The organism is Stenotrophobium rhamnosiphilum (genome assembly GCF_003052265.1).
GTDB classification, from domain to species: Bacteria; Pseudomonadota; Gammaproteobacteria; order Nevskiales; family Nevskiaceae; genus Stenotrophobium; species Stenotrophobium rhamnosiphilum.
In genome coordinates, this window is the sequence record NZ_QANS01000001.1 from 28,428 (window position 1) to 52,924 (window position 24,497).

22 protein-coding genes are annotated in these 24,497 nt (G+C 54.2%); 11 read left to right on the top strand and 11 right to left on the bottom strand.

Going from position 1 to position 24,497, the window contains the following annotated elements:
- Nucleotide 1 precedes the first annotated feature (1 nt).
- From CJD38_RS00125 to CJD38_RS00135, 3 genes are all read right to left on the bottom strand, one after another.
- Nucleotides 2-1,162 carry an ABC transporter permease gene (locus tag CJD38_RS00125; RefSeq protein ID WP_107938283.1) on the bottom strand — a complete coding sequence of 387 codons (1,161 nt, stop codon included), beginning with the start codon at nt 1,160-1,162 and terminating at the stop codon, nt 2-4.
- Nucleotides 1,159-1,851, bottom strand: coding sequence for an ABC transporter ATP-binding protein (locus CJD38_RS00130; protein ID WP_107938284.1), 693 nt, complete (start codon nt 1,849-1,851; stop codon nt 1,159-1,161). The genes CJD38_RS00125 and CJD38_RS00130 overlap by 4 nt, the downstream gene beginning before the upstream one ends.
- A gap of 75 nt (nt 1,852-1,926) precedes the next feature.
- The gene (locus CJD38_RS00135) at nt 1,927-3,147 is read right to left on the bottom strand and encodes an efflux RND transporter periplasmic adaptor subunit (protein ID WP_107938285.1); all 1,221 of its coding nucleotides are present in this window, start codon (nt 3,145-3,147) and stop codon (nt 1,927-1,929) included.
- A gap of 296 nt (nt 3,148-3,443) precedes the next feature.
- Between CJD38_RS00135 and CJD38_RS00140 the strand changes: the two genes are divergently transcribed.
- From CJD38_RS00140 to CJD38_RS00150, 3 genes are all read left to right on the top strand, one after another.
- The gene (locus CJD38_RS00140) at nt 3,444-4,373 is read left to right on the top strand and encodes an alpha/beta fold hydrolase (protein ID WP_107938286.1); all 930 of its coding nucleotides are present in this window, start codon (nt 3,444-3,446) and stop codon (nt 4,371-4,373) included.
- A gap of 143 nt (nt 4,374-4,516) precedes the next feature.
- Entirely contained in the window at nt 4,517-4,882 is a 366-nt protein-coding gene (locus CJD38_RS00145; RefSeq protein ID WP_107938287.1) for a TA system antitoxin ParD family protein, read from the top strand.
- A 3-nt stretch (nt 4,883-4,885) separates the two neighbouring features.
- Nucleotides 4,886-5,443 carry an ATPase gene (locus tag CJD38_RS00150; RefSeq protein ID WP_107938288.1) on the top strand — a complete coding sequence of 186 codons (558 nt, stop codon included), beginning with the start codon at nt 4,886-4,888 and terminating at the stop codon, nt 5,441-5,443.
- A gap of 445 nt (nt 5,444-5,888) precedes the next feature.
- Here the strand turns inward: CJD38_RS00150 and CJD38_RS00155 are convergent, their stop codons facing one another.
- Nucleotides 5,889-6,512, bottom strand: coding sequence for a phosphoadenosine phosphosulfate reductase domain-containing protein (locus CJD38_RS00155; protein ID WP_107938289.1), 624 nt, complete (start codon nt 6,510-6,512; stop codon nt 5,889-5,891).
- A 359-nt stretch (nt 6,513-6,871) separates the two neighbouring features.
- Between CJD38_RS00155 and CJD38_RS00160 the strand changes: the two genes are divergently transcribed.
- The 5 genes from CJD38_RS00160 to CJD38_RS00180 all read left to right on the top strand — a co-directional run bounded on the left by CJD38_RS00160 (nt 6,872) and on the right by CJD38_RS00180 (nt 12,670).
- Nucleotides 6,872-7,744, top strand: coding sequence for an alpha/beta fold hydrolase (locus tag CJD38_RS00160; RefSeq protein ID WP_107938290.1), 873 nt, complete (start codon nt 6,872-6,874; stop codon nt 7,742-7,744).
- 14 nt (nt 7,745-7,758) lie between these two features.
- Nucleotides 7,759-8,433, top strand: coding sequence for a glutathione S-transferase family protein (locus CJD38_RS00165; RefSeq protein ID WP_161554113.1), 675 nt, complete (start codon nt 7,759-7,761; stop codon nt 8,431-8,433).
- A 29-nt stretch (nt 8,434-8,462) separates the two neighbouring features.
- Nucleotides 8,463-8,951, top strand: coding sequence for a hypothetical protein (locus CJD38_RS00170; RefSeq protein WP_107938292.1), 489 nt, complete (start codon nt 8,463-8,465; stop codon nt 8,949-8,951).
- Between the two features lie 60 nt (nt 8,952-9,011).
- Nucleotides 9,012-10,901, top strand: a complete 1,890-nt coding sequence (locus CJD38_RS00175) for an MFS transporter (protein WP_107938293.1) — start codon at nt 9,012-9,014, stop codon at nt 10,899-10,901.
- A gap of 950 nt (nt 10,902-11,851) precedes the next feature.
- Entirely contained in the window at nt 11,852-12,670 is an 819-nt protein-coding gene (locus CJD38_RS00180) for a UDP-2,3-diacylglucosamine diphosphatase (RefSeq protein WP_107938294.1), read from the top strand.
- Here the strand turns inward: CJD38_RS00180 and CJD38_RS00185 are convergent.
- Both CJD38_RS00185 and CJD38_RS00190 read right to left on the bottom strand, forming a co-directional pair.
- A complete protein-coding gene (locus tag CJD38_RS00185; RefSeq protein WP_107938965.1) occupies nt 12,667-13,503 on the bottom strand; it encodes a metal-dependent hydrolase in 837 nt (278 codons plus the stop codon). The two genes, CJD38_RS00180 and CJD38_RS00185, sit on opposite strands and share 4 nt — an antisense overlap.
- Before the next feature lie 167 nt (nt 13,504-13,670).
- Entirely contained in the window at nt 13,671-14,318 is a 648-nt protein-coding gene (locus tag CJD38_RS00190; protein WP_107938295.1) for a DNA-3-methyladenine glycosylase family protein, read from the bottom strand.
- Nucleotides 14,319-14,577: 259 nt separating this feature from the next.
- Between CJD38_RS00190 and CJD38_RS00195 the strand changes: the two genes are divergently transcribed.
- The 3 genes from CJD38_RS00195 to CJD38_RS00205 all read left to right on the top strand — a co-directional run bounded on the left by CJD38_RS00195 (nt 14,578) and on the right by CJD38_RS00205 (nt 16,916).
- Nucleotides 14,578-15,756 carry a vWA domain-containing protein gene (locus tag CJD38_RS00195; protein WP_107938296.1) on the top strand — a complete coding sequence of 393 codons (1,179 nt, stop codon included), beginning with the start codon at nt 14,578-14,580 and terminating at the stop codon, nt 15,754-15,756.
- Between the two features lie 84 nt (nt 15,757-15,840).
- Nucleotides 15,841-16,242, top strand: coding sequence for an MAPEG family protein (locus CJD38_RS00200; RefSeq protein ID WP_240625545.1), 402 nt, complete (start codon nt 15,841-15,843; stop codon nt 16,240-16,242).
- On the top strand, nt 16,239-16,916 hold the full coding sequence (locus tag CJD38_RS00205; protein WP_107938297.1) for a SanA/YdcF family protein: 678 nt from the start codon (nt 16,239-16,241) through the stop codon (nt 16,914-16,916). The genes CJD38_RS00200 and CJD38_RS00205 overlap by 4 nt, the downstream gene beginning before the upstream one ends.
- Before the next feature lie 61 nt (nt 16,917-16,977).
- Here CJD38_RS00205 and CJD38_RS00210 read toward each other — a convergent pair whose 3' ends face one another.
- From CJD38_RS00210 to CJD38_RS00230, 5 genes are all read right to left on the bottom strand, one after another.
- Nucleotides 16,978-18,849: a DUF1302 domain-containing protein gene (locus tag CJD38_RS00210; RefSeq protein WP_240625547.1), complete on the bottom strand. Its 1,872-nt coding sequence runs from the start codon at nt 18,847-18,849 to the stop codon at nt 16,978-16,980.
- Between the two features lie 21 nt (nt 18,850-18,870).
- On the bottom strand, nt 18,871-21,165 hold the full coding sequence (locus CJD38_RS00215) for a hypothetical protein (protein WP_107938968.1): 2,295 nt from the start codon (nt 21,163-21,165) through the stop codon (nt 18,871-18,873).
- A gap of 147 nt (nt 21,166-21,312) precedes the next feature.
- Complete coding sequence (locus CJD38_RS00220; RefSeq protein ID WP_107938298.1) at nt 21,313-22,869, bottom strand: glycerol-3-phosphate dehydrogenase/oxidase; 1,557 nt, start codon at nt 22,867-22,869, stop codon at nt 21,313-21,315.
- A 2-nt stretch (nt 22,870-22,871) separates the two neighbouring features.
- Nucleotides 22,872-23,531: an SDR family NAD(P)-dependent oxidoreductase gene (locus tag CJD38_RS00225; protein ID WP_107938299.1), complete on the bottom strand. Its 660-nt coding sequence runs from the start codon at nt 23,529-23,531 to the stop codon at nt 22,872-22,874.
- Between the two features lie 59 nt (nt 23,532-23,590).
- Complete coding sequence (locus CJD38_RS00230) at nt 23,591-24,457, bottom strand: alpha/beta fold hydrolase (protein WP_107938300.1); 867 nt, start codon at nt 24,455-24,457, stop codon at nt 23,591-23,593.
- Between the last annotated feature and the right edge of the window lie 40 nt (nt 24,458-24,497).

Consider the following 24,497-nt stretch of genomic DNA (forward strand, 5'->3'; position numbering starts at 1 on the left):
TTCAGTGTCCCATCAGTGCGTCAACGATGTTTAAACGCATGGCGCGTAGCGCAGGCGGCAGACCAACAACGAACGACAGCAACACGGCAATGCCTAGGGCGCCATAGATCGTTGGCAGCGTGATCGTGAGGCCTGACAAACCGGGCAGCTGAGATGCGAGCCATGGCAGAACCAAGGTGGCCATCGTCAAGCCCAGCACTGCAGAGATCAGCGTGAGCAGCAGCGCTTCACCGAGTACCAATGCCAGCACCAAGAAATCGGTGTAGCCCAATGTTTTGAGTACGGCGAGTTCTGGAATGCGCTCACGCACCGACTGCATCATCGTGTTGCCGGTGAGGAAAAGCAGCGTGAAGAACACCGCGCCGAGAATCGAACTGATGATCAAGCCGATGTCGCCCAGCTGTTTCATAAAGCTTTGGTTAAACGCTTTTTCGGTATCAGTGCGCGTTTCGTTGGGCGAGTTGGCAAAAGTGTTGTCGATCAGTTTGGCCAGCGTGCCTGCCGCTGAAGGGTTCTTTAATTTGGTGACATACCAACCTGCAGTGCCGGTGCCGAACTGTCGCGCTTCATCAAAGAAGTCATGACGGATCAGCATCATTTCGTACTGGCCGCGATCTTTTGGATTGGCGGTGTCGAAGATGCCAACCAGATCAAACGTCCACACATTGCTACCGCCTTTCAGAGGCCAGATGCCAGCTTGCATTGGAATCTTGTCGCCGACTTTCCAGTGGTAACGATCGGCCAAAGTTTTCGCAACGATGGTGCCGGTACGCGTGCTGAAGAAAGCTTGCTTCTCTTGTTCTGGGAGCACGATTTCTGGATACATCCCCAGATATTCTTCTTGCTCAACGGCGAACTGTGGAAAGAAATTGCGCTGATCTTGGTAGTAGCCACCAAACCAATCCGATGCAGCAACGCTAGAAACGCCAGGCAGTGAACGAATCTGATGCGCGTGGCCGTAGGGAAGAATTTGCGTGATTGAATAGCGGCCGGTTGTGACGAGGCGATCAACGCCTGACATTTCCGCGCCGTAATTGAACGCAATGTTGACGGCGTTAAGCATGCCGTACAACAAGAACGCGATGGCAATCGATAGGCCCGTGAGGATCGTGCGCGGTTTGCGCCGACCTAACGCCGCCCAGATGAGCGGAAAGTATTTCATGTGTTGGCGCTCTGCTCGATAAGACTGCCTTTATCCATGTGCAACTGATGCGTTGCGTACTCGGCAGCCTTCGGATCGTGCGTGACCATGACGATGGTTTTGCCGTGCTCGCGATTGAGTGTTTGCAACAGGCCGAGAATTTCGTCTGCGGTTTTGCGATCAAGATCGCCGGTTGGTTCGTCGCAAACCAGCAGCGTTGGATCAGCCACCAGCGCGCGAGCAATGGCAACGCGTTGTGCCTGACCGCCCGAGAGTTCAGACGGTTTATGCTTGGCGCGATCAGCCAGACCAACGATCTCAAGTGCAGTCGCCACATGTTTGGCGCGCTGTGCTTTCGACAGTGATGTCAGCAGTAGTGGTAGCTCCACATTCTTTTCTGCGCTGAGCACACCGAGCAGGTTGTAGAACTGAAACACGAAGCCAACATGATGCGAGCGCCATTGAGCGAGCGCGCGGCTTGAGAGTTGATCGATGCGTTGGCCGCCGACGTTAACTTCGCCGGAGCTAGGCTGATCAAGGCCGCCAATGAGATTGAGCAGCGTCGTTTTGCCGGAGCCGCTAGGGCCCATCAGCGCCAAGAAGTCGCCTTGCGAAATTGATAAGTCGAGCGGTTGCAGCACTTCAATTTTCTGTTTGCCGCGCGTGTAGTTCTTGGTAACGCCGCGCAGGCTGACGATGGCTTCGCTCATTTTCAAATCCCCATTAACACTGTTTCACGCTTGGCTATGAAAGCCTGCGTATAAATTTATAACCCTGTTCAACAATTATTCTGCGATGACGACCTTGGCGCCATCAGAGAATTTGCTCAGGTCGCCAACGGCGACGCTATCGCCGGCGGTGACACCGCTGAGAACCTGCTGGCCAGCGCTGCTTTTGCCGCCCAGTTTCACGGCGCGACGTTCAAGCTTTTCGTTCTTGATCACAAACAACACGCCGGTGTCGCCGCTGACTTGCACTGCATCCGCTGGCACCCACACGCCTTTTGGCGCTTCAGCTGGTTTGCTTGCAGCGTCGTTCAAGAACGAAACACGCACGCCCATGTCCGGCAGGATGCGTGGATCTTTATTGTTGATGCCGATGCGCACTTTAACCGTGGCCTTGCTGCGATCTGCGGTTGGAATCACGGCAATTACTTTGCAAGGGATTTCCCATTCCGGATAAGCATTGAGCTTGCCGGTGACGGGCTGGCCCGGTTGCACGCGACCAATGAAGTTTTCGTTGACGTCGACTTCAATTTCCAGCGAATCCATATCCACCAGCGTGCCAATGCCGGTGCGCGTGCCCGCGCCGCCAGCAGAAAGCGGTGAGATCATTTCGCCTTGTTGTGCGTTCTTCACCGTGATCACGCCTGCGAATGGCGCGCGCACGACGGTGTCATCAAGTTGTTGCTGATACACGCTGATATTGCGCTGCGCGACCGCAACATTACCTTGTGCGGCTTCAACGCCTGCGGCTTGTGCATCTGCATTGGATTGCGCGGTGTCGTAAACCGACTGGCCGACGAAACCTTTGGTGACCAATTCTTTATTGCGCACGGCTTGGCGTGAGGCGTCTTTGGATTGTGCATTGGCCTGTGACAATCCAGCGCGAGCGGCGTCGAGTTGTGCACGTGCCAGCTGCAATGCAGCGCGTGCGTTGCTGTCATCAAGGCGCGCTAACACTTGGCCTTCTTTAACCGTCTGGCCTTCTTCAACCAGCAACTCCTGTACTTTGCCGGTCACCTTGGATGACACGGTGGCCTGACGCTGCGCAACGATATAGCCCGATGCGTCTAGCACTGAACCGCCGCCACTTGCGCCGCCAAGCGTCAGCGCGGGCACGGCTTTAACTTGCAGCGTGCTGCTCGGACGAAGCACCAAGTAAGCGATGACGATGAGTGCGATAACTGCCGCCGCAACAAGCCACGGCCAACGCGGACTCGGTTCAACAATGGCAGCGTTACGATCGATTTTGAGCTGGCCCAAAAGGGCAGATTTATCATTCATGCGAAAAGCGAACCTTCTTGGTATCTGTTTATGATTTTTCGTCCCTGCGCCGCCCCTTCAAAAATCGCTAAGTAGGGCGGCATAAAGGAGTTTAGTCGTTCTAAATGACGAGTGAGTAATGCGGCGAGGTGATTTTTGAGGGGGTGGCCTCAGGATGTGGGATTGATTGCATGTCAGGGAGCGATCCAAGGCCACAAATGACGCGATTACGTGGCGCTGCAGTCATGGCTCCACAGTCATTGCGCAGTATTTGGGGTGGCGGCACACTGAGAGCACTAAAAATAAAGGGGCGGTATATGTTGAAGAAACTATTAGGGCTGCTGGTGGTGATCGCACTTGTGGTGACAGGCCTGTATTACGCCTGTCCGGAAAAGCTCGTGAAGCTTGCGGTTGAAGGCGAACGTGCAGCGGCAAGCTTGAGCCGTCATGAAATCGATGTTGCGGGCCTTAAGTACGTTTATCTCGAAGGTGGCAAAGGCGAGCCATTGGTATTGATCCACGGTTTCGGCGCCGACAAAGAAAACTTCACTCGCGTGGCCAAGTTTCTGACACCGCGCTTTCACGTGATCATTCCTGACCTGCCGGGCTTTGGTGAGTCTGGCAAACCGGCTGATGGCATCTACACCGTCGCTTCGCAGGTTGAGCGTGTCCATGCTTTGGTGCAGGCCTTGGGATTAAAGACTGTGCATTTAGGCGGCAGTTCAATGGGCGGCAATATCGCGGCGTCTTATGCGGCGAAATATCCAACCGAGACGGCCAGCATTTGGTTGCTTGCGCCAGCTGGTCTTGGCACTGCGCCGCCGAGCGATGTTGAACTGAGTCTGAAAGACGGCGGCCGCAATCCGTTGATCGCGAGCAACCCAGATGAGTTTGCTGCGGTGTTCAAGTTTGTGATGGCAGATCCGCCGTTCTTGCCGCGCCGTTTTATCGACGTGATGGGACGCACTGCGGTGGCAAATCACGAGCTCAATGCCAAGATCTTTCAGCAGATCCGTAGCGAGCCGCCATTGGAATCGCGAGTGCCGGGTTTGACGGTGCCTGCGCGTATCGTTTGGGGTGATAAGGATCGTGCGCTGAATGTTGGCGGCGCCAAGATTCTTGCAGGCCTGATGCCGAATGCCAGCGTGTTGATCCTGCCGGGCATTGGCCATTTGCCGATGCTGGAGCGTCCGCGCGAAGTGGCTGCGGACTATCTGACTTTCCGTGATGGTCTGAAGGCACCGTAAGCACCTTGTTTTTAATGAAGAAAGGCCCCTTCACTAGGGGCCTTTTTTATGTGTGTGGTGCGTGCGCGGGACGGGTTATATAAGTAAATGTGTAGCAATCTGCTACACTAAATTCCAGTTAAATACGCTTCAGGTTAAAGCTTATGAGCAACGTCACCACACCGATTCGTTTGGATGCAGAGATCACCTCATCTGCTCGGGAAACCGCGCGCCAGATGAGTCGCAGTGTTGCCGAGCAGCTCAGCCATTGGGCGCGCATTGGTCGTGAACTTGAACGTAGCCCTGAGATTTCAGTTCGTCATATCGAAGGCGTACTCAACGGCAAAAGAAGCTACGACGCACTTTCCGTTAAAGAACAAGCATTGGTGCGTGCGTCCTGGTCTGCACGTTTGGACACGCTCAGCAGCACGCTGCGTCTCGACACCGAATACAAGAAAGCCGGTTATCAATACGCCGAGCTGGATGCCAATGGCAATGTGGTGACGCGTCCCGCGCGCGCACGGAAATAGTCTGTGCCTGTTTTGCATTTGCTCGCCGGACCGAATGCGTCGGGCAAGACCACGTTCTACGAACACCTGTTGTATCCAGCAACGCGTCTGCCATTCATCAATGCAGATTTAATTGCGAAGCGTGAATGGCCGGGCGATGAAGAAGCGCATGGTCACGATGCGTCTGCACTCGCCGAACAAGCGCGCAATACGGCGATCGAAGCGAAGACTTCATTCATCGGCGAAACGGTTTTTTCTCACGCGTCAAAACTAGAACTCATCGAGCGCGCTAAAGCAGCTGGCTATAGCGTGACGCTGCATGTGTTCATCGTGCCGGAAGAACTCAGCGTGGTGCGTGCGAGGCTGCGTTCAGGGCAGGGTGGGCACTCAGTTCCAGAAGATGTTTTGCGTGCGCGATACAAACGATTGTGGGCGTTAATCGAGAAAGCAATTCCCTTGGTGGATGAGGTTTTTGTCTACGACAACAGTACAGCGCGGAAACCGTTTCGCTTGGTGGCGCAGTATCAGGATGGTCAGCGATTGGGGGCGGCACATTGGCCGGTTTGGTCGCCGTTGTCCTGATGTGGCGGGCTTCTCCTGTCTCCCTCTCCCCATGCTTTTTATGGGGAGAGGGCCGGGGTGAGGGGCAATCTTTATTACGCGCTTCGCGGGCTACTGCCTGTTCTGATTGAGATGGCGTGTTCCGCGCTGTGGCGCGGGTTACTTTCTTTGGCGCAAAGAAAGTAACCAAAGAAACATCACAAGCCCACTTTTACGGTGACGGGGAATAGGCCCAAGACGAATGCAGCCTAAATTCTCAATGCGAAAAACAGGTAACCGCGACACCTGCTCGGCCTAACGAATTGCAACAGCTCTGCTCATTCGATACGACACAGCAGAACCGTGTCATCCCGAACGCAGTGAGGGATCTTGCTTTGAGAGTTACAGCAACATCCCTCACTGCGTTCGGGATGACAACCTAAACAAAAAGCCCCTCGATTGAGGGGCTTTTTTATAAAGCGACGCTTTAGCTAACCGTGTGCAATCCGCACTCACGATTATCTTCAACCTTGGTCGGATCAAAATAATCAAAGTTATTCGGCAGGCCATGCTTCTTGCAGTATTCGTGCATGTCCTTGCTGCTCCACTTGAGCAGTGGCGCCACTTTGATCAGGCCGTTCTTGGTGATGCTGACTGGCTTCATCGCGGCGCGTTCTTCGGTATCTTCGGCGCGGACGGCGGTGAACCAGATCTCTGGCTTCATCTCGCGCACGGCACGCTCGAACGGTTCGAGTTTCACTTCTTGAGTGAAAGGCACCAGACGCGGATCGCCCACGCCCGGTGTTTCTACGCCTTCCACAGCTTCGCGATGCGCGCGTGAGCGGCGTGGGTGGTAGATGTGCAGGTTGAGCTTGAGCTGTTTGGTGATCTCGTCGGCGACCTGATAGGTGGCAGGCGTGCCGTAGCCGTTGTCCATCCACAGCACCGGCATATCAGGCTGCTCGCGGGTGCACATGTGCAGGATCACAGCGGCAAAGGGACGGAAATTGCTGGTGACGACCGACTTTTTGCCAAGGCTGACAGCCCAGCGAATCAGACCTTCAGGGTCATCTGCGTACTGGCTGTTGATGGCGTCCAGATCAAAATTCACGTCAAACTCCGCCTCTAAATCGGGCGCGCATTATAGAGAGTCCGTGTAGGCCGTGCTGGTGCCTATTTTGCGTCTGCGCTACCCCCTCAAAATTCGCCAGGCTAGGCGCGACTGAGGAGGTTTAGTCATTCTAAATAACGAAGGAGCAACAACGCATGGCGAATTTTGAGGCGGTAGCCCTTCGGGGCGGGAGCCATTGGGCACATAGCGGCGTCATCGGTCGTTTGCATAGAATCACTATGCCGCACTCCCTCTTTCTTGCTCTGCACCCAATGGCTCTCCGCCGCAGACGTAAAATAGGCACCAGCACGGCCCAATTTTCCGACGTATTAAAAACCCTTCAGTAATCATCCATCTACATGCCTATCCAGCCTTATAGCGACCTGTCTCCTTGGGAATCCACTGCGGGAGTTGGACCCACCATCCGCGGTCGACGGACTGATGGCGGTGCACCACTGATTCACTTCCTGCATGGCAATGGCTTTTGCGGCGGTGTTTATTGGCCGATGCTGCGGCACTTTCTGCCGCAATACGGCCTGATCACGCACGATATTGAGGGGCATGGTGATAGCGACAACCCGGAGAAATTCTCGGGTGTTGAAGCGGTGATCGAGCGCATTCCGCAGGTGATGGCAGATCAAGGTTTGCCCGGCCAAGCTCTAATTGGCATGGGCCACAGCTTTGGTGGCGCGCTGACCTTGCGTGTAGCGGCTGACAATCCCGGCTTGTTCAAGGCGTTGGTGTTGCTCGATCCCATCGTCATGCCTGCACCTTTCTTTGTCGGCGTGCATATCGCTTCGATGTTGGGCCGTCATCCGCTGGCGAATGCTTCGCGTCGTCGTCGACAATCTTGGGCCTCGCGCGCAGAAGTGGCAGATCGTCTGCGTGGTCGCGGCACTTACAAAGGCTGGACACCAGAAGCCCTGCATTCCTTCGTTGAATACGCCACGCGTGATGAAAGCGACAAACGTGTGCTGAGTTGTCCGGCGGAATTGGAAGCGCAAATATTTGAACGCCCTGTGTGGCCGTGGGCTGCGTTCAAGCAAGCGCAGCTGCCGATTCTGTTTTTGCGTGGCAAGGAAAGTTTTTCATTTTTTCCGAAGGCAGAAAAAATAGCGCTGCGAGCAAATCCACAACTCGTCGTCAAAACCTTGCCGGGTGGACACTGCTTTATGCAGGAAAATCCAGAAGCGGCGTATAAAGTTGTCGCAGAATTTTTAGCATCCATTTAATTGCGAGAATGAACATGAGCACGATCGTTTTGCATCAATGGGAAATGTCGCCGTTCTGCAACAAGGTGCGGCGTTGCTTGAAGCACAAGGGCCTTGATTACTCGGTGGTTGATTACAACGGCCTGCTCGCGCTGAATGCAGCCAAGCTGTCCAAGGTTGGCAAATTGCCTGTAGTGGATTTCAACGGACACCGCGTGCAGGACTCTGCCGCGATTGCGCGGTATCTTGATGAAAAATATCCAGACAAATTGCTCTACCCGCGCGAGCCTCGCGCATTGGCAGAAGCGCGCATGTGGGAAGACTGGGCGGGTCAGTCTCTGTATTTCTACGAAATCTATTTCCGCATGCTGGATCCGATTTCTCTGGAACGTGGCCTCGATCTGATTGCAGCCGGTCGCCCAAGCTATGAGCGCGCAATCCTTAAATATGTGTTCAAGAGCCGCTACCCGCGCAAGCTCAAGGAGCAGGGCCTTGCACGCATGCCTCGCGAGCAAGTCGAAAAACTGTTCTTTGATCGCCTTGAAGACATCGAAGCGCTACTTGAGGGTCGCAACTACCTGGGTGGCGATGCGCCCAACATTGCTGATTTCTCGGTAGTAGGCCAACTCGACGAACTCGTCCGAACCAGTGAGCTGAAGCCGCGAATCCTCAGTTATCCTCGAATCGCAGCGTGGCTCAATCGCTGCTAAAACTCGTTGCGGGACAAGGAGAGGTCGTCATGAAGCTGCCAATACACATGCTGTTGCGCGATGTCGTGGTGATTGTGGCAACGCTAGCCTTGTGGCAATGGAGCCGTGAGTTGGATGCAGTGCATAGCGCGCTCGCCATTCCAGTCGCCATTCTTGCTGGCGCGTCTGCAGCAGTGGCGGGCTTCTTGTTGCACGAGTGGGGTCATTTGCTCGGCGCGCTTATCGCCGGCAGTGCGGTGGAATTTCCATCAACGATCCGCTCCATCTTCTTGTTCAAGTTTGGCGAGGGCAATGACCGTCGCCAATATCTGTGGATGTCTGCTGGTGGTTTTGCAGCCAGCATCGTGGTGATCGCAGTGATGGCAGTGACACTCAGTTTCAATGCAGTGGCTGATTGGATCGCGCTGGCACTCGTTGCTGCAGGTGTCCTCGCTACATTCATTCTGGAACTGCCACCTGCATGGCGCGTATTGCGCGGCGCCCCAGTAGAACCTGATCTGGTTAAGTTGCCGCAATGATCGTCTAGGCTGTACGTTTCGGTTTGGCGACGCGAGATCGCCGTTAAATCGGAGTGCTGCATGTCTTCAAGTCAGTCGGATCAGCCTAATCTGCTCACGCAGCGTCGCTTCCTGCCGTTTTTCATCACGCAAACGCTCGGCGCGTTTAACGACAACGTATTCAAGAATGCTTTGGTGATTCTCGTCACCTTCGGCATCGTTGGTTTGTCGCCGGATCAGGTCAACCTCTACGTCAATCTCGCGGCGGGAATTTTCATTCTGCCGTTCTTTCTGTTTTCTGCGACCTGTGGTCAGTTCGCAGAGAAATATGAAAAGTCCCAACTGATTCGCTACACCAAGATTCTGGAACTGGGAATCATGGTGGTTGCGGTGATTGGGCTCTATCTCAAAAGTGTGCCGCTGTTGATGGGCCTGCTGTTTCTGTTGGGCACGCAGGCCACGATGTTCGGGCCGGTTAAATATTCAATCCTGCCGCAGCATCTGAGAGAGAACGAACTGATTGCCGGCAACGCGTGGGTGGAATCGGCCACCTTCCTTGCCATTCTTCTAGGCACGCTACTCGGCGGATTTCTGATCACGCTGGATGGCGGCTGGATGATGGTGAGCGCTGCGGTGCTGATCGTTGCTATCGCCGGATATCTCGCGTCGCGCGGCATTCCCGATGCACCGGCTACGGCACCGGATCTCAAGATCAACTGGAATCTGTTTAGCGAAACTTGGCGCAACTTTAAATTCATGCGCGGCAATCGCACCGTGTTCTTATCGGTGCTGGGCATTTCTTGGTTCTGGTTTTACGGCGCGACTTTCCTGTCGCAGTTGCCTAATTACGCCAAGCTTTATCTCGGCGGTGACGAACATGTGGTGACGGTGCTGTTGACAGTGTTTTCGCTCGGCATCGGCGTGGGTTCGTTTTTGTGCGAACGACTGTCGGGCCACAAAGTTGAGATTGGCTTGGTGCCGCTAGGTTCTATCGGACTGACACTCTTTGGTATCGATATTTACTTTGCCGCGCCGCACTTAGCTGTACTGCAAGATCAGACTGTCACGCATTTCATTAACAACATCAGTAATCATCGTGTGCTGTTTGATTTGCTGATGATCGGCATCTCCGGCGGTCTCTACATCGTGCCGCTCTACGCCTTGATTCAAACGCGCTCAGAAGCCTCACATCGCTCGCGCATCATTGCGGGCAATAACATCCTCAATGCCTTGTTCATGGTGGTGTCGGCGCTGCTGGCGGTTGTGTTGCTGAAAATGGGCCTGACCATTCCGCAGCTGCTGCTGACCACCGCAGTGCTCAACGCATTAGTCGCGCTGTTCATTTATTCATTGGTGCCAGAGTTCCTGATGCGCCTGTTGGTGTGGGTGTTGGTGAATACGATGTACCGAATCAAAACCAAGGGCCTCGAAAATATTCCCGATGAAGGCCCGGCCGTTGTGATCTGCAATCACGTCAGCTTTGTCGATGCATTGATTCTCGGCGGCTCGATCCGTCGTCCAGTGCGCTTTGTGATGTATCACAAGATTTTCAAGATTCCGGTTCTGTCCTTCATCTTCCGCAATGCCAAGGCGATTCCGATTGCGCCAGCGAAGGAAGATCCAGCAATGATGGAACGCGCGTTCAATGAGATTGCACGTGAGCTGGCTGAAGGCAATGTGGTTGGCATCTTCCCAGAAGGCGCGATCACGCATGATGGCCAGATGGATACTTTCCGCAGCGGTATCGAGCGCGTGATTCAACGCACACCAGTGCCTGTGGTGCCGCTGGCACTGCGTGGGCTCTGGGGCAGTATCTTTAGTCGTCGCGATACGTTCTTGAAGCGTATGCGCTTGCCGCGACGGGTTTGGTCGAGGATTGAGCTTGTCGCTGGGCCGGCGGTGCCGGCTTCTGAGGTGACTGCGGTGTTGCTGGAGGAGAAGGTGCGGGCTTTGCGTGGGGATGCGATTTAGCGTCTTTTCATGCGTAGGGTGCGCTGTGCGCACGCGCGCCCTTTGAATATTGTGATGACTGTAGGGTGGGTAGAGCGTAGCGAAACCCACCGTTTTTTACGCGCTTCGCGGGCTGCTGCCTGCTCTTCTTTGAAATGGCGTATTTCGCGCTGTAGCGCGAGTGACTTTTCTTTGCGTGCCCAAAGAAAAGTAACCAAAAGAAAGGGCACCCTGCGACTACGCCCACACAAAAAGACGTGCGGGTACCCTGCGCTTCTCGCACTGATCGGGGTGCATGACAGGCCATCCATGGCCTGGCACGCACGCTCGGCTCCTGCCTCGCCCGACGCGAAGCGTCGGCAATTAACCGATCAGTGCTGTGATGCTCGGCGTTGTCGAAGGGAACCCGGTAAAGCAAAGCCACTTGTACATCGCGTCAGATAGCGAGCGAATGAGCGGTGATGCTGTTTCAGATTGGATCAAAAATTGCCGTTAACACTTTTACTGTTCTCAAGAGCAGAAACGGCCATTGAGGAGGTCCCCGCAAAATTCATAGCAAGAGTCGCTTTGCTTTTGATGTCGGGCCCCTTCGACAACGCCGAGCATCACAGTCTTGTCCGGTTATTGCCGTGCGAAGACACGGGCGAGGCAGGATGCCGAAGCGTGCGTGTCTGGCCATGGATGGCCTGTCACGCACCCCGGTCAAGACGAGAAGCGCAGGGTACCCGCACAGCTTCATCGTGCGGGCGTAGACGCAGGGTGTGTTTTCTTTGGTTACTTTCTTTGCACAAGCAAAGAAAGTAACTCGCACGCCGTGCGAAATACGTCGTCTCAATCAGAGCAGACCTCAGCTCGCGAAGCGAGCACAAACCGCAAAAGCCGGACCATTCACAAAACCTTCATCAAACTGTCATTTCCCCACAACGCGCATTGTAAAAAATGCGCGCGTGAAAAAAGACGACAGACCCGCGATGAAAAAAGAAAAATCGGACCGCGCGACCAACCGTTATAAGACTTTGTGGATTTCTGATGTGCACTTGGGCACGTCTGGCTGCAAGGCAGAATTCCTGGTTGATTTTCTCAAGCACAACGAATGCGACAAGCTCTATCTGGTCGGTGACATCATCGACGGCTGGAAGCTCAAGTCCAATTTTTATTGGCCGCAAGAACACACCAACGTCATCCGCAGGATTCTCACCAAATCCAAGCGTGGCACCAAAGTGTTTTACGTCACCGGCAACCACGACGAGTTCCTACGCAAGTTCGTCGAATACAAGCTGGAGATGGGTAACATCCAGGTCGTGAATGAGGCGATTCACACGACGGCTGATGGCCGCAAATTGCTGGTTACGCACGGCGATCAATTCGACGTGATCACGCGCTATCACAAGTGGATTGCACTGGCGGGTGATGCAATCTACGAAAGCACGATGAGCTTTAATCTCTGGTTCAACCGCGGACGTGCGCTGATGGGGATGCGCTACTGGTCGCTCTCAGCGTTTGCCAAGCAGCGCGTGAAAACGGCAGTGAACGTCGTTTCCAACTTTGAAGACAGCGTTGCACGCGAGTGCAAACGTCGCGAGTTGGATGGTGTGATCTGCGGACACATTCACCACGCTGAGATTCGTGAGCTACACGGCGTCACGTATCACAACTGTGGTGACTGGGTCGAAAGCTGCACGGCGCTCGGTGAAGATGCCAACGGCAAGATCAGCGTTATCCAGTGGGTGAGCCTTGATCACCTCAACCAGAGTCCTAAGGTCTCACAGCTTCGTCGCAAAGCGTCTTAAGCGGCTTCCTGCATATCGAAGCGCTTTGCTTCGGCGATGAGTGTGTCGATCTCAGCGAGGAAGTGCCGGTTGTCGTGATCCCATGGATGAAAGCCGGGTTTGAGATAGTCGAACCACGGGCCTGCCATATCGCGCACGAAACCACCTTTGGCGAACATGAAGCGCAGGTAGTTGCCCATGCCATCCCATTTCCCGATTGTTTTGTCAGCGTTCACCAGTTCGCGCTGATAGGCGTGAGCAAAGCCCAAGAAAATGACTGTCGCAATCAGCAGGCCACTGCTGCGGGTGATGTAGTTTTTGAGGGATGGTTTTCTCACCGCGCGATAAACATCAAACGCGACGGCTTTGTGTTCAGTTTCTTCCAGCGCGTGCCAGCGCCATAGCGCGACCATGCGAGGATCGGCACTCGCAATCATGTCGGGTTTACGCAACAAGCGATCGGCCATGATCGCGGTGAAATGTTCCAAAGCAATCGTGGCGGAGAGCTGACTGATCGCAGGCAATTTCTTCTTGCCCCATTCCAGCAATGCGTTAACGCGACCTTCCATGCGGTGAATCGGAAATCCGGCTTGCGCGAGCAGATCGTTGTATTCCTCATGCTCGCGGCCGTGCATCGCTTCCTGACCGATGAATGCAGTGATGGCTTTCTGCAATTCTGGATCCGTTACGCGCTCGCGATACTGACGAACGCTATTGATGAAGAAGCGCTCGCCGGTTGGAAAGAAAATCGAGAGGGCATTGAAGAAGTGCGCGACTTGCGGACCTTGTGCGTGCCAATTGCGGACGCTCTCAGGTGTGAGCTTAAAGCGTAAGTCGCGACGTGTTGGCAGCATGATGCTCTCCTTCTGTTCTTTGATTAAAACGAACTTGCCAGTTGGCAATGTCAAAGTAGCAGTGCGGAGAATCTAACTACTGTGGCCGTGCAGACGCGACATACAGGCGCGCAAGCCACGAGTAATCTGGGTTTCGGAAATGCAGCTTACGCAGTGTGCTTAGAGAATTACTTGAAGTTCTGAATATCGCCGTCGATCACGCGCCACAGATACCAACTCGCGACCGAGCGATACGGCGCCCAGCGATCGGTGATGGCCAAAGTTTCTTCCACGTTTAAAGGCTCTCCATCGTTGTAGAGCTTGTTGACGCAGTTGCGCAGACCCACATCGCCCATCGCGAAAATATCGAGACGATGCAGTGCAAAGATCAAATACATCTCCGCCGTCCAACGACCAATGCCGGGTAGGGCATCGAGTGCTTCAATCGCGGCCTCGTCATCCATGCGTTTGAGTTTGGTGAAGGAGAACGTGCCATCGCGCACCTGTTCAGCGAGCGCACGCAGCCAGCGGGCTTTGGCGTGAGACAGGCCGCAGGCGCGCAGGTCATCGTGCGCCGCATCATTGATATGCGCGTGCTTCAATAATTTCTTGGCCCCAACCAATTTCATGACACGGTTTTGAATCGTGTCTGCGGCTTTCACCGAAAGTTGCTGGCTGACGATGGAAGTGCAGAGCACATGAAAAGGATCGCGCTGCGGGCCAACGAGGGTGCAGGGTTTGTAGCTTGCAATCAGCTTCTTCATCACCGGGTCGCGTCGCGACAGGAATTTTTCGGCGGCAAGAACATCTGCAGCAGTGGCGGCAATGAGGGGCATGTGACCTCGCAGTGGATGCCGGGCAGTCTAGACTTTGGCATTGCTCATCGCACTCCAATGTCATTCCGAACCTAGTGAGGAATCCTGCTGTTGCCTTAAGGCGAGATTCCTCACTGCGTTCGGAATGACAGAGAGGCGCGTGACCTGTAATTATTATTAGTAGTCATTTAAACTAATAATCAATAAATAAAAACAAACTCCGTAAGCAAACCCATTCATTTGGGTGGCTCAACTACCGCCATTCAGCCTAATATTCCGCATGCTTTTTACATTCTTCCTGACTCTGCGCGCGGCGGGCCTCAAGCCTAGCCTCAGTGAATTCCTCATGCTCTTGGAGGCGCTCTCCAAACACGTGGCGATTTTCTCGACGGACGATTTCTATCATTTGTCGCGCGCCACGCTGGTTAAAGACGAGTCCCAGTACGATCGTTTTGATCGCGCCTTCGCCGCTTACTTCAAGGGCGTGGACTCGGTCTACGAAGACGTCGCCGGAGAAATTCCAGACGAATGGCTCAAAGCCATGGCGCAGAAAGTGCTCAGCGATGAAGAGAAAGCCAAGATCCAAGCCATGGGCGGCCTCGATAAATTGATGGAGACGCTGCGTCAGCGCCTCGAAGAACAGAAAGAGCGTCACCAGGGCGGCAATAAGTGGGTCGGCACTGGCGGCACTTCACCGTTCGGCAATAGCGGCTTCAATCCAGAAGGCATTCGCATCGGCGGCAGCGGCGGCCAGAAGAGCGCGGTGAAAGTTTGGGACAAGCGCGAGTTCCGCAATCTCGATGACACCATCGAACTGGGCACGCGCAACATCAAAGTGGCACTGCGTCGTCTACGCAAATTTGCACGCGAAGGCGCGGCAGATGTGTTGGATATTGATGACACTATTCGCAGCACCGCACGCAATGCAGGTTGGCTTGATATCAAAATGGTGCCCGAGCGTCACAACGCGGTGAAGGTGCTGTTGTTCCTCGACGTTGGCGGCAGCATGGATCCGCACGTCAAAGTTTGCGAAGAACTTTTCTCTGCGGCCAAGACCGAGTTCAAGCATCTCGAATATTTCTACTTCCACAATTTCATTTATGAAGGCGTGTGGAAAGACAACAGCCGTCGTCACACCGAAAAAATTCCGCTTTACGACGTGATGCATAAATTCACGCCGGACTACAAAGTGATCTTTATCGGCGATGCGACGATGAGTCCGTATGAGATTCTGCAGCCGGGCGGCAGCGTTGAGCATTGGAACGAAGAAGCCGGCGCAACGTGGATGAAGCGACTGATGGATGTATTTCCGCGCATGGTCTGGCTCAATCCTGAAGCCGATCAACGTTGGGAGTACACGCCGTCAATCCAAGTGGCTCAAGAGCTGCTTGGCAAAGATCGCATGTTTTCGCTGACTTTGTCGGGACTCGACAAGGCCATGCGCAGACTCAGTCACTAAATTTAAACTGACGCGCAAGGTGCGCGCGCCAGTGAGTAGAAGTCTGACTACAATGCACCGCGATTAATAATAAGGAGAGCAACAATGACGGGAATTCTTGCAGTACTCGCATTTGCGTTGTGGACACTGATTCTGGTGTTCACCTCAGTTAACTGGCGCGTGATTGAAGTGTTGCGTGGTAAGGGGATTAATTCCTGGGGTCGTGATGACGGCATTGCTGTTCCTGAAATTGTTAAGCGCATGCAGCATGCGCATCTCAATTGCCTTGAAAATCTGCCGATCTTCGCCATCCTTGTCTTCTCCGCTTACTTCTTGGGCAAGCAGCCGGTAGTTGATAGCCTTGCTTGCTATGTGCTGTATGCGCGTCTTGCGCAGTCGCTGGTGCATTTGATTGGCACCTCGCAGCCCTTGGTGTTTGTTCGTGCAACTTTCTACGTCATTCAGGTTCTTATCTTCTTCTACATGTTCTGGGGATTGCTGGCTTGAAACCCGCTACTAAGAGAAAGCTCAAGCGCTGGTTTTGGTTTGGCTTCTTTGGCTTTGCATTAATTGTGCTGTTGACCAATCGTTGGGTGGTCAACAGCACAAATGGCTACCTGTACACCAACTGGTCGCTGCTGCCGGAAAATGATGTGGGCTTGGTGATGGGTACCAGCCCTTATCGTTCCGATGGTAAGTCCAGTGCGGAGTTCTACGGGCGCGTTCGTGCGGCTGCTCAGTTGTATCAGTTGGGCAAGGTCAAGCATTTGATTGTGAGTGGCGCGAATCCGGATTCGACTTACAACGAGCCGCGTCAGATGTTGCGTGAGTTGGTGCGTTTGGGTGTGCCTGAAAAAGACATCACGATGGACTTTGCTGGATTCCGTACTTTGGATTCCATCACTCGCGCCGATATTGTTTTCGGCCTTAAGCGCTTCACCATCATCACCACGCGTTATCACTCGTGGCGTGCTTTGTTCATTGCGCGCAAGCTTGATCTCAATGCAGTGGGTTATGCCGCACCGATTGATGTCACCGGCGATTACGGTAGACGTAATCCATGGCGTGAAATTCTGGCGCGTACTTTGGCGGTCTTCGATGTGATTTTCTTTGGCACTGAACCAACGGTGCAGAGCGAACCGCAAGAGATCAAGATCACCAACGACGCTGAGAAAACCTGAAGTAAACGGTTGAACAAAAAAGCCAGGCAGATGCCTGGCTTTTTTGTTGGAGCAAAGATAATCAGAAGGAATACTTCACAGATGCATCGACGAAGTCTCGGTCAGCCAGCAAGTTTTCTTTGCCACCGCCGAAATAATTGGTGTAACCAATTTCCGTACTGATTTCGTTGCGGAAGCGGAATCCAAAGCTCAAGCTCACCTGCTTGCGACCTTCGACATAGTTGGCGACAGGCTTAGGCGAATTGCCTTTGACATCGTGTACAAAGCGAACCGTCGGCGTGAGCGTGAACGTATTCAGCACGTTCTCGTAGCTAAAGCGCGCCAGAACGTTGTAGCCCCAAGAGTTGGAAGTCGCGTAGCCGCCTTTCTGCTGTGGAATGGTCAGCGAAACTGGCTGGCCCGCCAACGCAGAGGCAAGCTGGCTGTAGCTTGCTGAAACGGAGTTTGCGATCGCTGCGTTGCCCGGCGTGTCCGTTGCGGGACCGTCGTAACGCAGTTCATCGTTATCTTCCAAGCCATGCACGCGCATGCCCGCGATTTCAAATGCACCGATGATCTGATCGTAGCCAAAGAATTTCGATGGCGAGAAAATTTTCGTCAGACCGAAGTCGACTTGACTAATATCTTTGCGACGATAGCCGCGCAGATATTTATTGCCAGTGGTGACGCCCGGTTGGTTGCCTGCAATCTGACTCGGTGCACCAAGCCCTGCGAGCAGCAGTTCAACCGTGTCCACCTGAATTGGCTGGCCTTGCTTCAAGCTGTACTCGCCTTGCAGCGACAAGCCCCAAGGAATCGCAGTGTTGAATGAAAGGCCGTAGAGATGGATGTTCTTCGGAAACTCAGCAAAGTAACTGGCACTGGCCGCAGCGTAAGGATCAGGCGTGCCGGCAGGCGTGATCGGAAGCGCTGTAGAAATGCCGCTATAGACCGGTAGGCGGCTGTGGTAATTCATCGCGTAGAGACCAATGTCACTCTCATGCAGCCAAGGCAAAAACGCGTGGAAGGCGCCGCCATATTGGCCCGAGCTGCCAGGTGTGCGATCCGTTGCACGCTGAACCGAAGTGGTTGGCGTGTTTTCTGGAAATTCACCAAAGCCCAGATTGGCGCGATTGCCGCCGATGCCAGCAAAATCATTCGTGCTAAAGAAAGTGCCAGAAGCATCAATGATGGTTTTCTGCCAGCTCAGTTGGTAGAAGCCTTCAATGCTGGTCTGTTCCGTTAAGCCGATCGACGCCCACACCATCGGTGTCGGAATAATCGCTTCACTCAACTCAAAACCAGAAACGCGTGCACGGTTAGCGTTGAATGCCACCATGCTGTTAATGCCGTTGAGCACGAAAGTGGATTCGCCCCAGTTCAGAACCTGGCGGCCAATCTTGAAGCTGAAGGTGCGATCCAATATCGGTGTGTTGCCGTACACATACGCATCAAGCAGTTCGATCTTCTTGCCGACTTGATCTTGCACCTGCTTGTTTTTGCGATCGCGTTCAGCGGTCGTGGCTTCTTTGCCACAAGCAGGAGCGGTGTCGCAGTACGGCGAGTAGTCACGACCGTTGGTGAAGTAGTCGTCCTTGTTATCCAACGACATATTAAAGAAGCCGCTGGCACGAGCAAAAATTCCGTAATCACCTTTGGAGAGTTTGAGATCGGATGTGATCTTAGCGACGCTGGAAACAATATCGCCACGATCAAATGCCAAATCGCCATCGTCTTTGTTGGTGGAGTTGGAGCTGCCACCGTTCGCAATGCCGATGAGTTTTCCGTCGCGGTTTTGTGCACGCATCATGGCGCCAATGGTGGCGCTGTTGCCGAGTTCAATCGCGTAGCCATCGTGCTCAGCGCTGTAAGCATGGGCGCCAAACGTTGCGAGACAGCCGCAGGCGATGGCGGTCAGCTTCATGGTGTGCATCGTTTTGTTGTAATTTTTCATTAGGATTTCCTCAATGTGTCCTTACGGGCCCGTGCAGCTGCGGCCGATCGGCAAGCAGGTGCCACCGCTAGCTAGGAAGTTAACGGTTTCGCGCTGCATTTCTTGCGTCGCGGCGGGTGAGGCGGTGGGGCTGAGAATCGATCCGTGATCTCCAGCCGTGAAGCGCACGACGTAACCCAGATTGGCGCCAGTCTTCAGCTCAGGCGTTGCCACTGGCACATTGAGATTGTCGATGACCTCCAAACCCATCATGCGATAGAGCGGATCAGTGCCTGACAAATAACCCGGGATGCTCGCCAGCGTGCCTGCCAGTGCGTTATTCGGCACCACTTGATCTGGCAGTGAGCTGCTGCTGCCCACCACTTCAATCATGTGGATCGGATGATTGGCGCGTGCTGCCACTGCAAAGTTAATTGGATCGCCTGAGTCCACCAAGGTCTGCGCAAAGCGCAAGAAGGTTTCGTAAGTGTCCGTGCCTTTGTTCACGCCATTGCTTGCCAAGCCTTGAGCAATTTTTGGACTGAAGCTGGCTGAAGCATCGAGCAACTTCGCGACGCCACCACCGGGCATTGCTAGCGTTGCTGCTTTGATGTCGGTGTTAACACCCAACAAGGTGCCGCCGACGATGCCGCCCAGCGAGTGACCAACAAAATAAATTTTGCTGGAGTCAATCTTGAAGCCAACAACTGGAACACCAACGCCATCAACGAACGTTGCAGCTGGGATCGACTTGGTCAGCGTGATGAGATCAGCCGCGGCTTCACGAATGTTGTCGCGACTAGTGATAACACTGGCGAGATTGATGAAGTGCGTGCCAGATGATGCTGCGCTGGTGTACCCCGTCATGCTCGGACCGCGTCCTGCAGCGTCGAGATTAAACGTGCGCTCAATGCCACCGGTTGCTAAGTAGACTTTGTCGATAGGTGTTGGAGCGGCTGGATTAACCGGTGGTGGCAGGCCATGCAGTGGTAAGTCGATTGCAATGGTCACCATGCAACCTTTTGCCAGCGTTGGCGCAATGCCAAGCATCTGCGTGCGATTGCCGGTGATGCCGTGCTGAAAGATCACTACAGGCCAACCTGCAAGCGGCTGGCCAGTTGGGCAGCCAGCAGCATTCGGCACGGTTGCTAATACCGGAATCGTTTCATCAGAACTCTTCTTCGGCGTTGGGAAGCAAGCCGTGGTTGAGTCGACTTTGCTTTGGCTAATGCCGGGCACAGTTGGTGCGCCAGTTGCGAAAAGTCCGCAAGGCACTGGTGATGAAGTGGCTTTAGTCGGACCAAAGTTGCCTGCAGCCGGCACGCCGTTGTTCTTCCAGTAGCTCTTTAGCGGTGTGTCGGTGAGTGTGCGAGTCGCATCGGTAGCCAAGTAATACGGCAGACCAAAGAGTTTGCCGATATAGATGTCTGCACCTGCTGGTGCACCAGCAGCTGCGGTGTCTAAGCCAGATGCTTGGAGAACAATTGTCTTGCTCGTAGCGCCGGTGTTCACAGCAGCAAGCGTGTTGGTGATCGACTGCGTGGTGAAGGGCCATGCAATCACGATCGCAGCTTCAGGAATACCTGCGCCACCGAGTTGTGCAACCACTGGGCGAATGATGCGTGAGCGCAACACTTCAAGCGTTGTCTTCTGCGCGACAGTGAGTCTTTGCAGATACGCATAGTTGGGATTCGCTGGATCACTGTCTTGCGCAGTAGGTGAGCCCGTTACTGCAGTCGCTGAACGCACAACTTTAAACATCGCGTTAGCAACAATTGGAATGCCGTCCGTGCTCTTGAGTGCTGAAGTCACTGCGACCACATAAGTAGTGGATTGCTTCAGCGGCTTGAGTGGCTCAATCAAAATGCGTGTGCGGAAAGAATTGATCGGCGTGCCGAACGCATCATCAAGCGCAGTTGATGTTTGCAATACATAGTCAGTGCCAGCAACAAGAGGCGCGCCAGTTGAGCCATCAATCACCATCAGGCCTGGAAGATGTGTGACTGGATCAACTGCAGCAGTAGCGAAGTCCACCTTGCCTGCAAAATCAGTGAAGGCAGATGCTACGGTCGAGAAACCATCCTGACGATTAGCGTCGTTAACAAACGGCGCGCCTTTAGGATTTGGAATATTGATGGTGCCGGTGAGATTGCCATTCGCATCCGCAAACAGCGCATCAAATGGAAATGGGATAACGCCAGCGGTTGGATCAAACAGCGATGTTGCGCTGTTGCTTGTTGAACCGTCTGGGTTGCTGATGTCTGGGCCATCGTTCTGGCTGCCACACGCAGCGAGAGCAAGTACGGAAAATATGGAAACAATGCGTGATATGCGCATGTCGATCTCCTTTCGAAATGTCGTTTTTGTGCAGGCGCCAGTTTGTGACATGGCGCAGCAAAAACGTTTGCACTCGGTCGGGAGAGTTGATCCGTTCGTCAGTTATCAGAAAACAAAAACTAAATCGCGAGAGAGAATGACATTCGCTCAAACAAGCCGCAGCATTTCAGTGGCGATCAGTGTTTCGACGGCATTGCGCCAGTCGGGTGAATCCTGTGCGAGCAACGATAAAGGCATGCGGCGACGCAGTACGTCTTCGGGCGAGCGTGCCATTTCTTCACGCACAGCAAGTGCGGCTTCAGCTTGGATGAAAGGCAAGTTAGGGTGAATGCGTTCACGCATTGCTGGTGATTCTTGCAACAACGATTCAATACGCGACACGCGTGTGCCGTGACGCAGCGCCAACCACTGCGCGCTTTCAGCATCAACACCGTAATGGCCGAGTGCTTTCATCGTTTCCGATTGCCATTGCTCGAAAGGAGCATTGGGTGCGCCCGGCAATAAATGTTTATGCGTTTGTGATGGCGGCGCTTTGCGCTGCAGTGCTTTATAGACGCGATCAACAATGTCCACCGCATCACAACGCGAGGTGGTGTACTTGCCGCCAATTGGCATGATCAAGCGCGGACGTGGTTCAGTAATTACGAACTCACGTGACACAGCAGATAAATCGCCGGTGTCTTCGTCTTGCAGTGTGCGCACGCCAGAGAAAGCGCCGATCACATCTTTTTCTGACCAGCCGAGTCCGGGCAAACCACTTTTTACGCCAGCAATCAGATAACTAATTTCTTCGGTTGTTGGTGTCGCTTGCGAAGGATCTGTAATTTGTTGTTCGGTTGTGCCGACCAATGTGCGGCCATACCAAGGGATGACGAAGAACACGCGGCCATCGGTGGCCGTGAGTAGAAACGCTTCGCGCTGACCGGCGATCGCGGGCAGAATTAAATGCGTGCCTTTAATCAGTTTGACTCTTGGTGCGTCAGTGCCCAGTAATTTTGAAGCCCAAGGGCCTGCAGCATTAACGACGGCGCTGGATTCAAGATCAAACGTTTCGCCAGTCACACCATCAACCAAGCGTGCGCCGGTGACGCCAGTGTCGTCATCTAATAAGGATTCAGCGTTGATGCGATTGGCGACGACAGCGCCTGCAGCTTGTGCTGCCGCAACGACGGTGAGCGTCATGCGTGCATCGTCTTCCTGACAATCGCCGTAGCGGAATCCGCCAAGCAAACGCTCAGGATCGATATACGGATAATCCGCCAACAACTCCGCGCGCTTGTAACGACGATGACGCGGAACAGGTTGACCACCCGCGGCGAGTAGATCGTAAAGAGTGAGTCCGGCGGACAGCATGAGCATGCTCGCGCGCGGGCCGTCCCACACCGGCAAAATAAAGTTGAGTGGCCGCACCAAATGCGGCGCGATGCGTGACAGCGTGCGGCGCTCTTTGAGCGCATGACGCACGAGACTGAACTCGTAATGTTCTAAATAACGCAGGCCGCCGTGAATCAGTTTGCTGGACGCCGACGAAGTGCCGCTGCCCCAGTCATTCTTTTCAATCAGCGCAACCGAGAGTCCGCGCAGCGCTGCGTCGTATGCTGTCCACGCGCCATAAATGCCGCCGCCAATCACCAACAGGTCAAAGCGCCGCTTACGCAGTGCTTCAGTGTTACGGACCAATGGAAAGGCGTTGTTCTCAAGCATGGCTATTTATAAATCGTCTCGATGTCGAAAGATCCTTTGCGCTGCTTGTGCAGCTTCACATATGCCTGCGCAATGCGATGTGGATCGAAGCGCGTATTGGTTTGCACAAATCCTTGCACGGTAACGGTGGCAACGTGAATGTTGTCCGTGCCCAACTCTTGCGCCAGCGTGTGGGCGAGGTTGCGTAATGCCGCTTTGCCAACGGAGAGCGAGGCGTAGTTAACCGCAGGTTCAGACGCAAAACCGCTGCCGGTAAATAGAATGGTGCCTTGCTTGGCGACCTTCATTGTCTTGGCAACTTCTTGTGCGGCAACGAGTGCGCCGCCGACGTTGACTTGGAATTCGCTGAGCAGTTGTTCTGGGCTGAGCTTGGTCGGACGACATAGTGTGGCAACGGCGGCGTTGTAAACCATCACTTCAATCTCACCGAGTCCGCGACGTGCGCGTCCAATGGCGGTCTTGAGTGAGCGTGCGTCGCCAGCATCACCTTCATAAGCGCGAACTTCACGGCCGGTTTTCTTGCGAATCAGCGAGCAGGCTTCGGTGAGTTTGTCGGGATTGCGCGCGATCATTGCGATGTCGTAGCCCTCGTGCGCGAAAGCGTATGCGACGGCTTGGCCTATGCCAGGCCCTGCACCAATCACCAGACAAACTTTGCTCATGTACGCTCCCCTTTGATGCTGCGGTCAATGATGCCGCTTCTTGTATTCAGGATGCCATCTTATTGCGACAAAAACCGCGCCATATGCTGAGCGGTCTCTTCGGGGGCATCGAAATGCATCATGTGCCCCGCGTCGGCCACCACCACTCTTTCGTGTTTAGCGAAGCAATCGCGGCGTTCTTGCATCAGTGCCGGTGGAATGGCGTTGATGAAAGCGGATTTGCCTGCGTCGAGTAAGAGGGTTGGCGCAGTCACCTGCTTCCAGATTTCCATGCTCTGATCGGCCCGGTAAAGCGAGGGCATATCGAGCCGGTGCTTGGGATCAGCACATAAAGTGATGCGGCCGTAGCCATCTTCGTTACCCCAGCAACGCGCAACAAAGAGGGCGCGCTCTTCTGATAATTGCGGATGCTGCTTGCGCACGCGCAGAGACAGTTCTTCATAAGAGCTGTAGGACTTCTGTCGCGCGGGTGCATTGATCTGATCCAGCCAGCGGCGGAAACGTCGCGGCGCACTGTCCACAGCCATGTCTGGCATGAACAGGCCATCAATCGCGATCAGTTTTTTGACGCGCTCGGGACGAAGGCCGGCATAGAGGCTGGTGATCTGCGCGCCCATGCTGTGACCGGCGAGCAGGACAGGCTCGGTTGGCGAATAGTGGTCGAGGATGCTTTCAAGGTCGGCGACATAGTCGTGAAACCAGTAACCATCCTGCGGCCACTGACTATGGCCAAAGCCACGCCAGTCCGGCGCCAGAATCTGAAACTGTGGCTGCAGCGCCTGCGCGACATAGTGGAAGGTGGCCGAGACATCCAACCAGCCATGACCGAGGAAAAGAGCGGGTGCTTTGGGGTCGCCCCAGCGGCGGATGTGATACCGCAGGCCGCGGATGGTGATGAATTCGGAACGGCTGGCACCGGCACTCATGCTTAGGTCCTTATATTTTTACTCAGTATAAGGAGATTCT

What these genes read in the sequence shown, in the direction of transcription:
- CJD38_RS00225 (WP_107938299.1), bottom strand. Translation starts at nt 23,531, where the DNA reads ATGAGCAAAGTTTGTCTGGTGATTGGTGCAGGGCCTGGCATAGGCCAA.
- CJD38_RS00215 (WP_107938968.1), bottom strand. Translation starts at nt 21,165, where the DNA reads ATGCGCATATCACGCATTGTTTCCATATTTTCCGTACTTGCTCTCGCT.
- CJD38_RS00220 (WP_107938298.1), bottom strand. Translation starts at nt 22,869, where the DNA reads ATGCTTGAGAACAACGCCTTTCCATTGGTCCGTAACACTGAAGCACTG.
- CJD38_RS00145 (WP_107938287.1), top strand. Translation starts at nt 4,517, where the DNA reads ATGAGCAACGTCACCACACCGATTCGTTTGGATGCAGAGATCACCTCA.
- CJD38_RS00210 (WP_240625547.1), bottom strand. Translation starts at nt 18,849, where the DNA reads ATGAAAAATTACAACAAAACGATGCACACCATGAAGCTGACCGCCATC.
- CJD38_RS00125 (WP_107938283.1), bottom strand. Translation starts at nt 1,162, where the DNA reads ATGAAATACTTTCCGCTCATCTGGGCGGCGTTAGGTCGGCGCAAACCG.
- CJD38_RS00185 (WP_107938965.1), bottom strand. Translation starts at nt 13,503, where the DNA reads ATGCTGCCAACACGTCGCGACTTACGCTTTAAGCTCACACCTGAGAGC.
- CJD38_RS00175 (WP_107938293.1), top strand. Translation starts at nt 9,012, where the DNA reads ATGTCTTCAAGTCAGTCGGATCAGCCTAATCTGCTCACGCAGCGTCGC.
- CJD38_RS00165 (WP_161554113.1), top strand. Translation starts at nt 7,759, where the DNA reads ATGAGCACGATCGTTTTGCATCAATGGGAAATGTCGCCGTTCTGCAAC.
- CJD38_RS00140 (WP_107938286.1), top strand. Translation starts at nt 3,444, where the DNA reads ATGTTGAAGAAACTATTAGGGCTGCTGGTGGTGATCGCACTTGTGGTG.
- CJD38_RS00135 (WP_107938285.1), bottom strand. Translation starts at nt 3,147, where the DNA reads ATGAATGATAAATCTGCCCTTTTGGGCCAGCTCAAAATCGATCGTAAC.
- CJD38_RS00170 (WP_107938292.1), top strand. Translation starts at nt 8,463, where the DNA reads ATGAAGCTGCCAATACACATGCTGTTGCGCGATGTCGTGGTGATTGTG.
- CJD38_RS00130 (WP_107938284.1), bottom strand. Translation starts at nt 1,851, where the DNA reads ATGAGCGAAGCCATCGTCAGCCTGCGCGGCGTTACCAAGAACTACACG.
- CJD38_RS00180 (WP_107938294.1), top strand. Translation starts at nt 11,852, where the DNA reads ATGAAAAAAGAAAAATCGGACCGCGCGACCAACCGTTATAAGACTTTG.
- CJD38_RS00190 (WP_107938295.1), bottom strand. Translation starts at nt 14,318, where the DNA reads ATGCCCCTCATTGCCGCCACTGCTGCAGATGTTCTTGCCGCCGAAAAA.
- CJD38_RS00195 (WP_107938296.1), top strand. Translation starts at nt 14,578, where the DNA reads ATGCTTTTTACATTCTTCCTGACTCTGCGCGCGGCGGGCCTCAAGCCT.
- CJD38_RS00200 (WP_240625545.1), top strand. Translation starts at nt 15,841, where the DNA reads ATGACGGGAATTCTTGCAGTACTCGCATTTGCGTTGTGGACACTGATT.
- CJD38_RS00160 (WP_107938290.1), top strand. Translation starts at nt 6,872, where the DNA reads ATGCCTATCCAGCCTTATAGCGACCTGTCTCCTTGGGAATCCACTGCG.
- CJD38_RS00230 (WP_107938300.1), bottom strand. Translation starts at nt 24,457, where the DNA reads ATGAGTGCCGGTGCCAGCCGTTCCGAATTCATCACCATCCGCGGCCTG.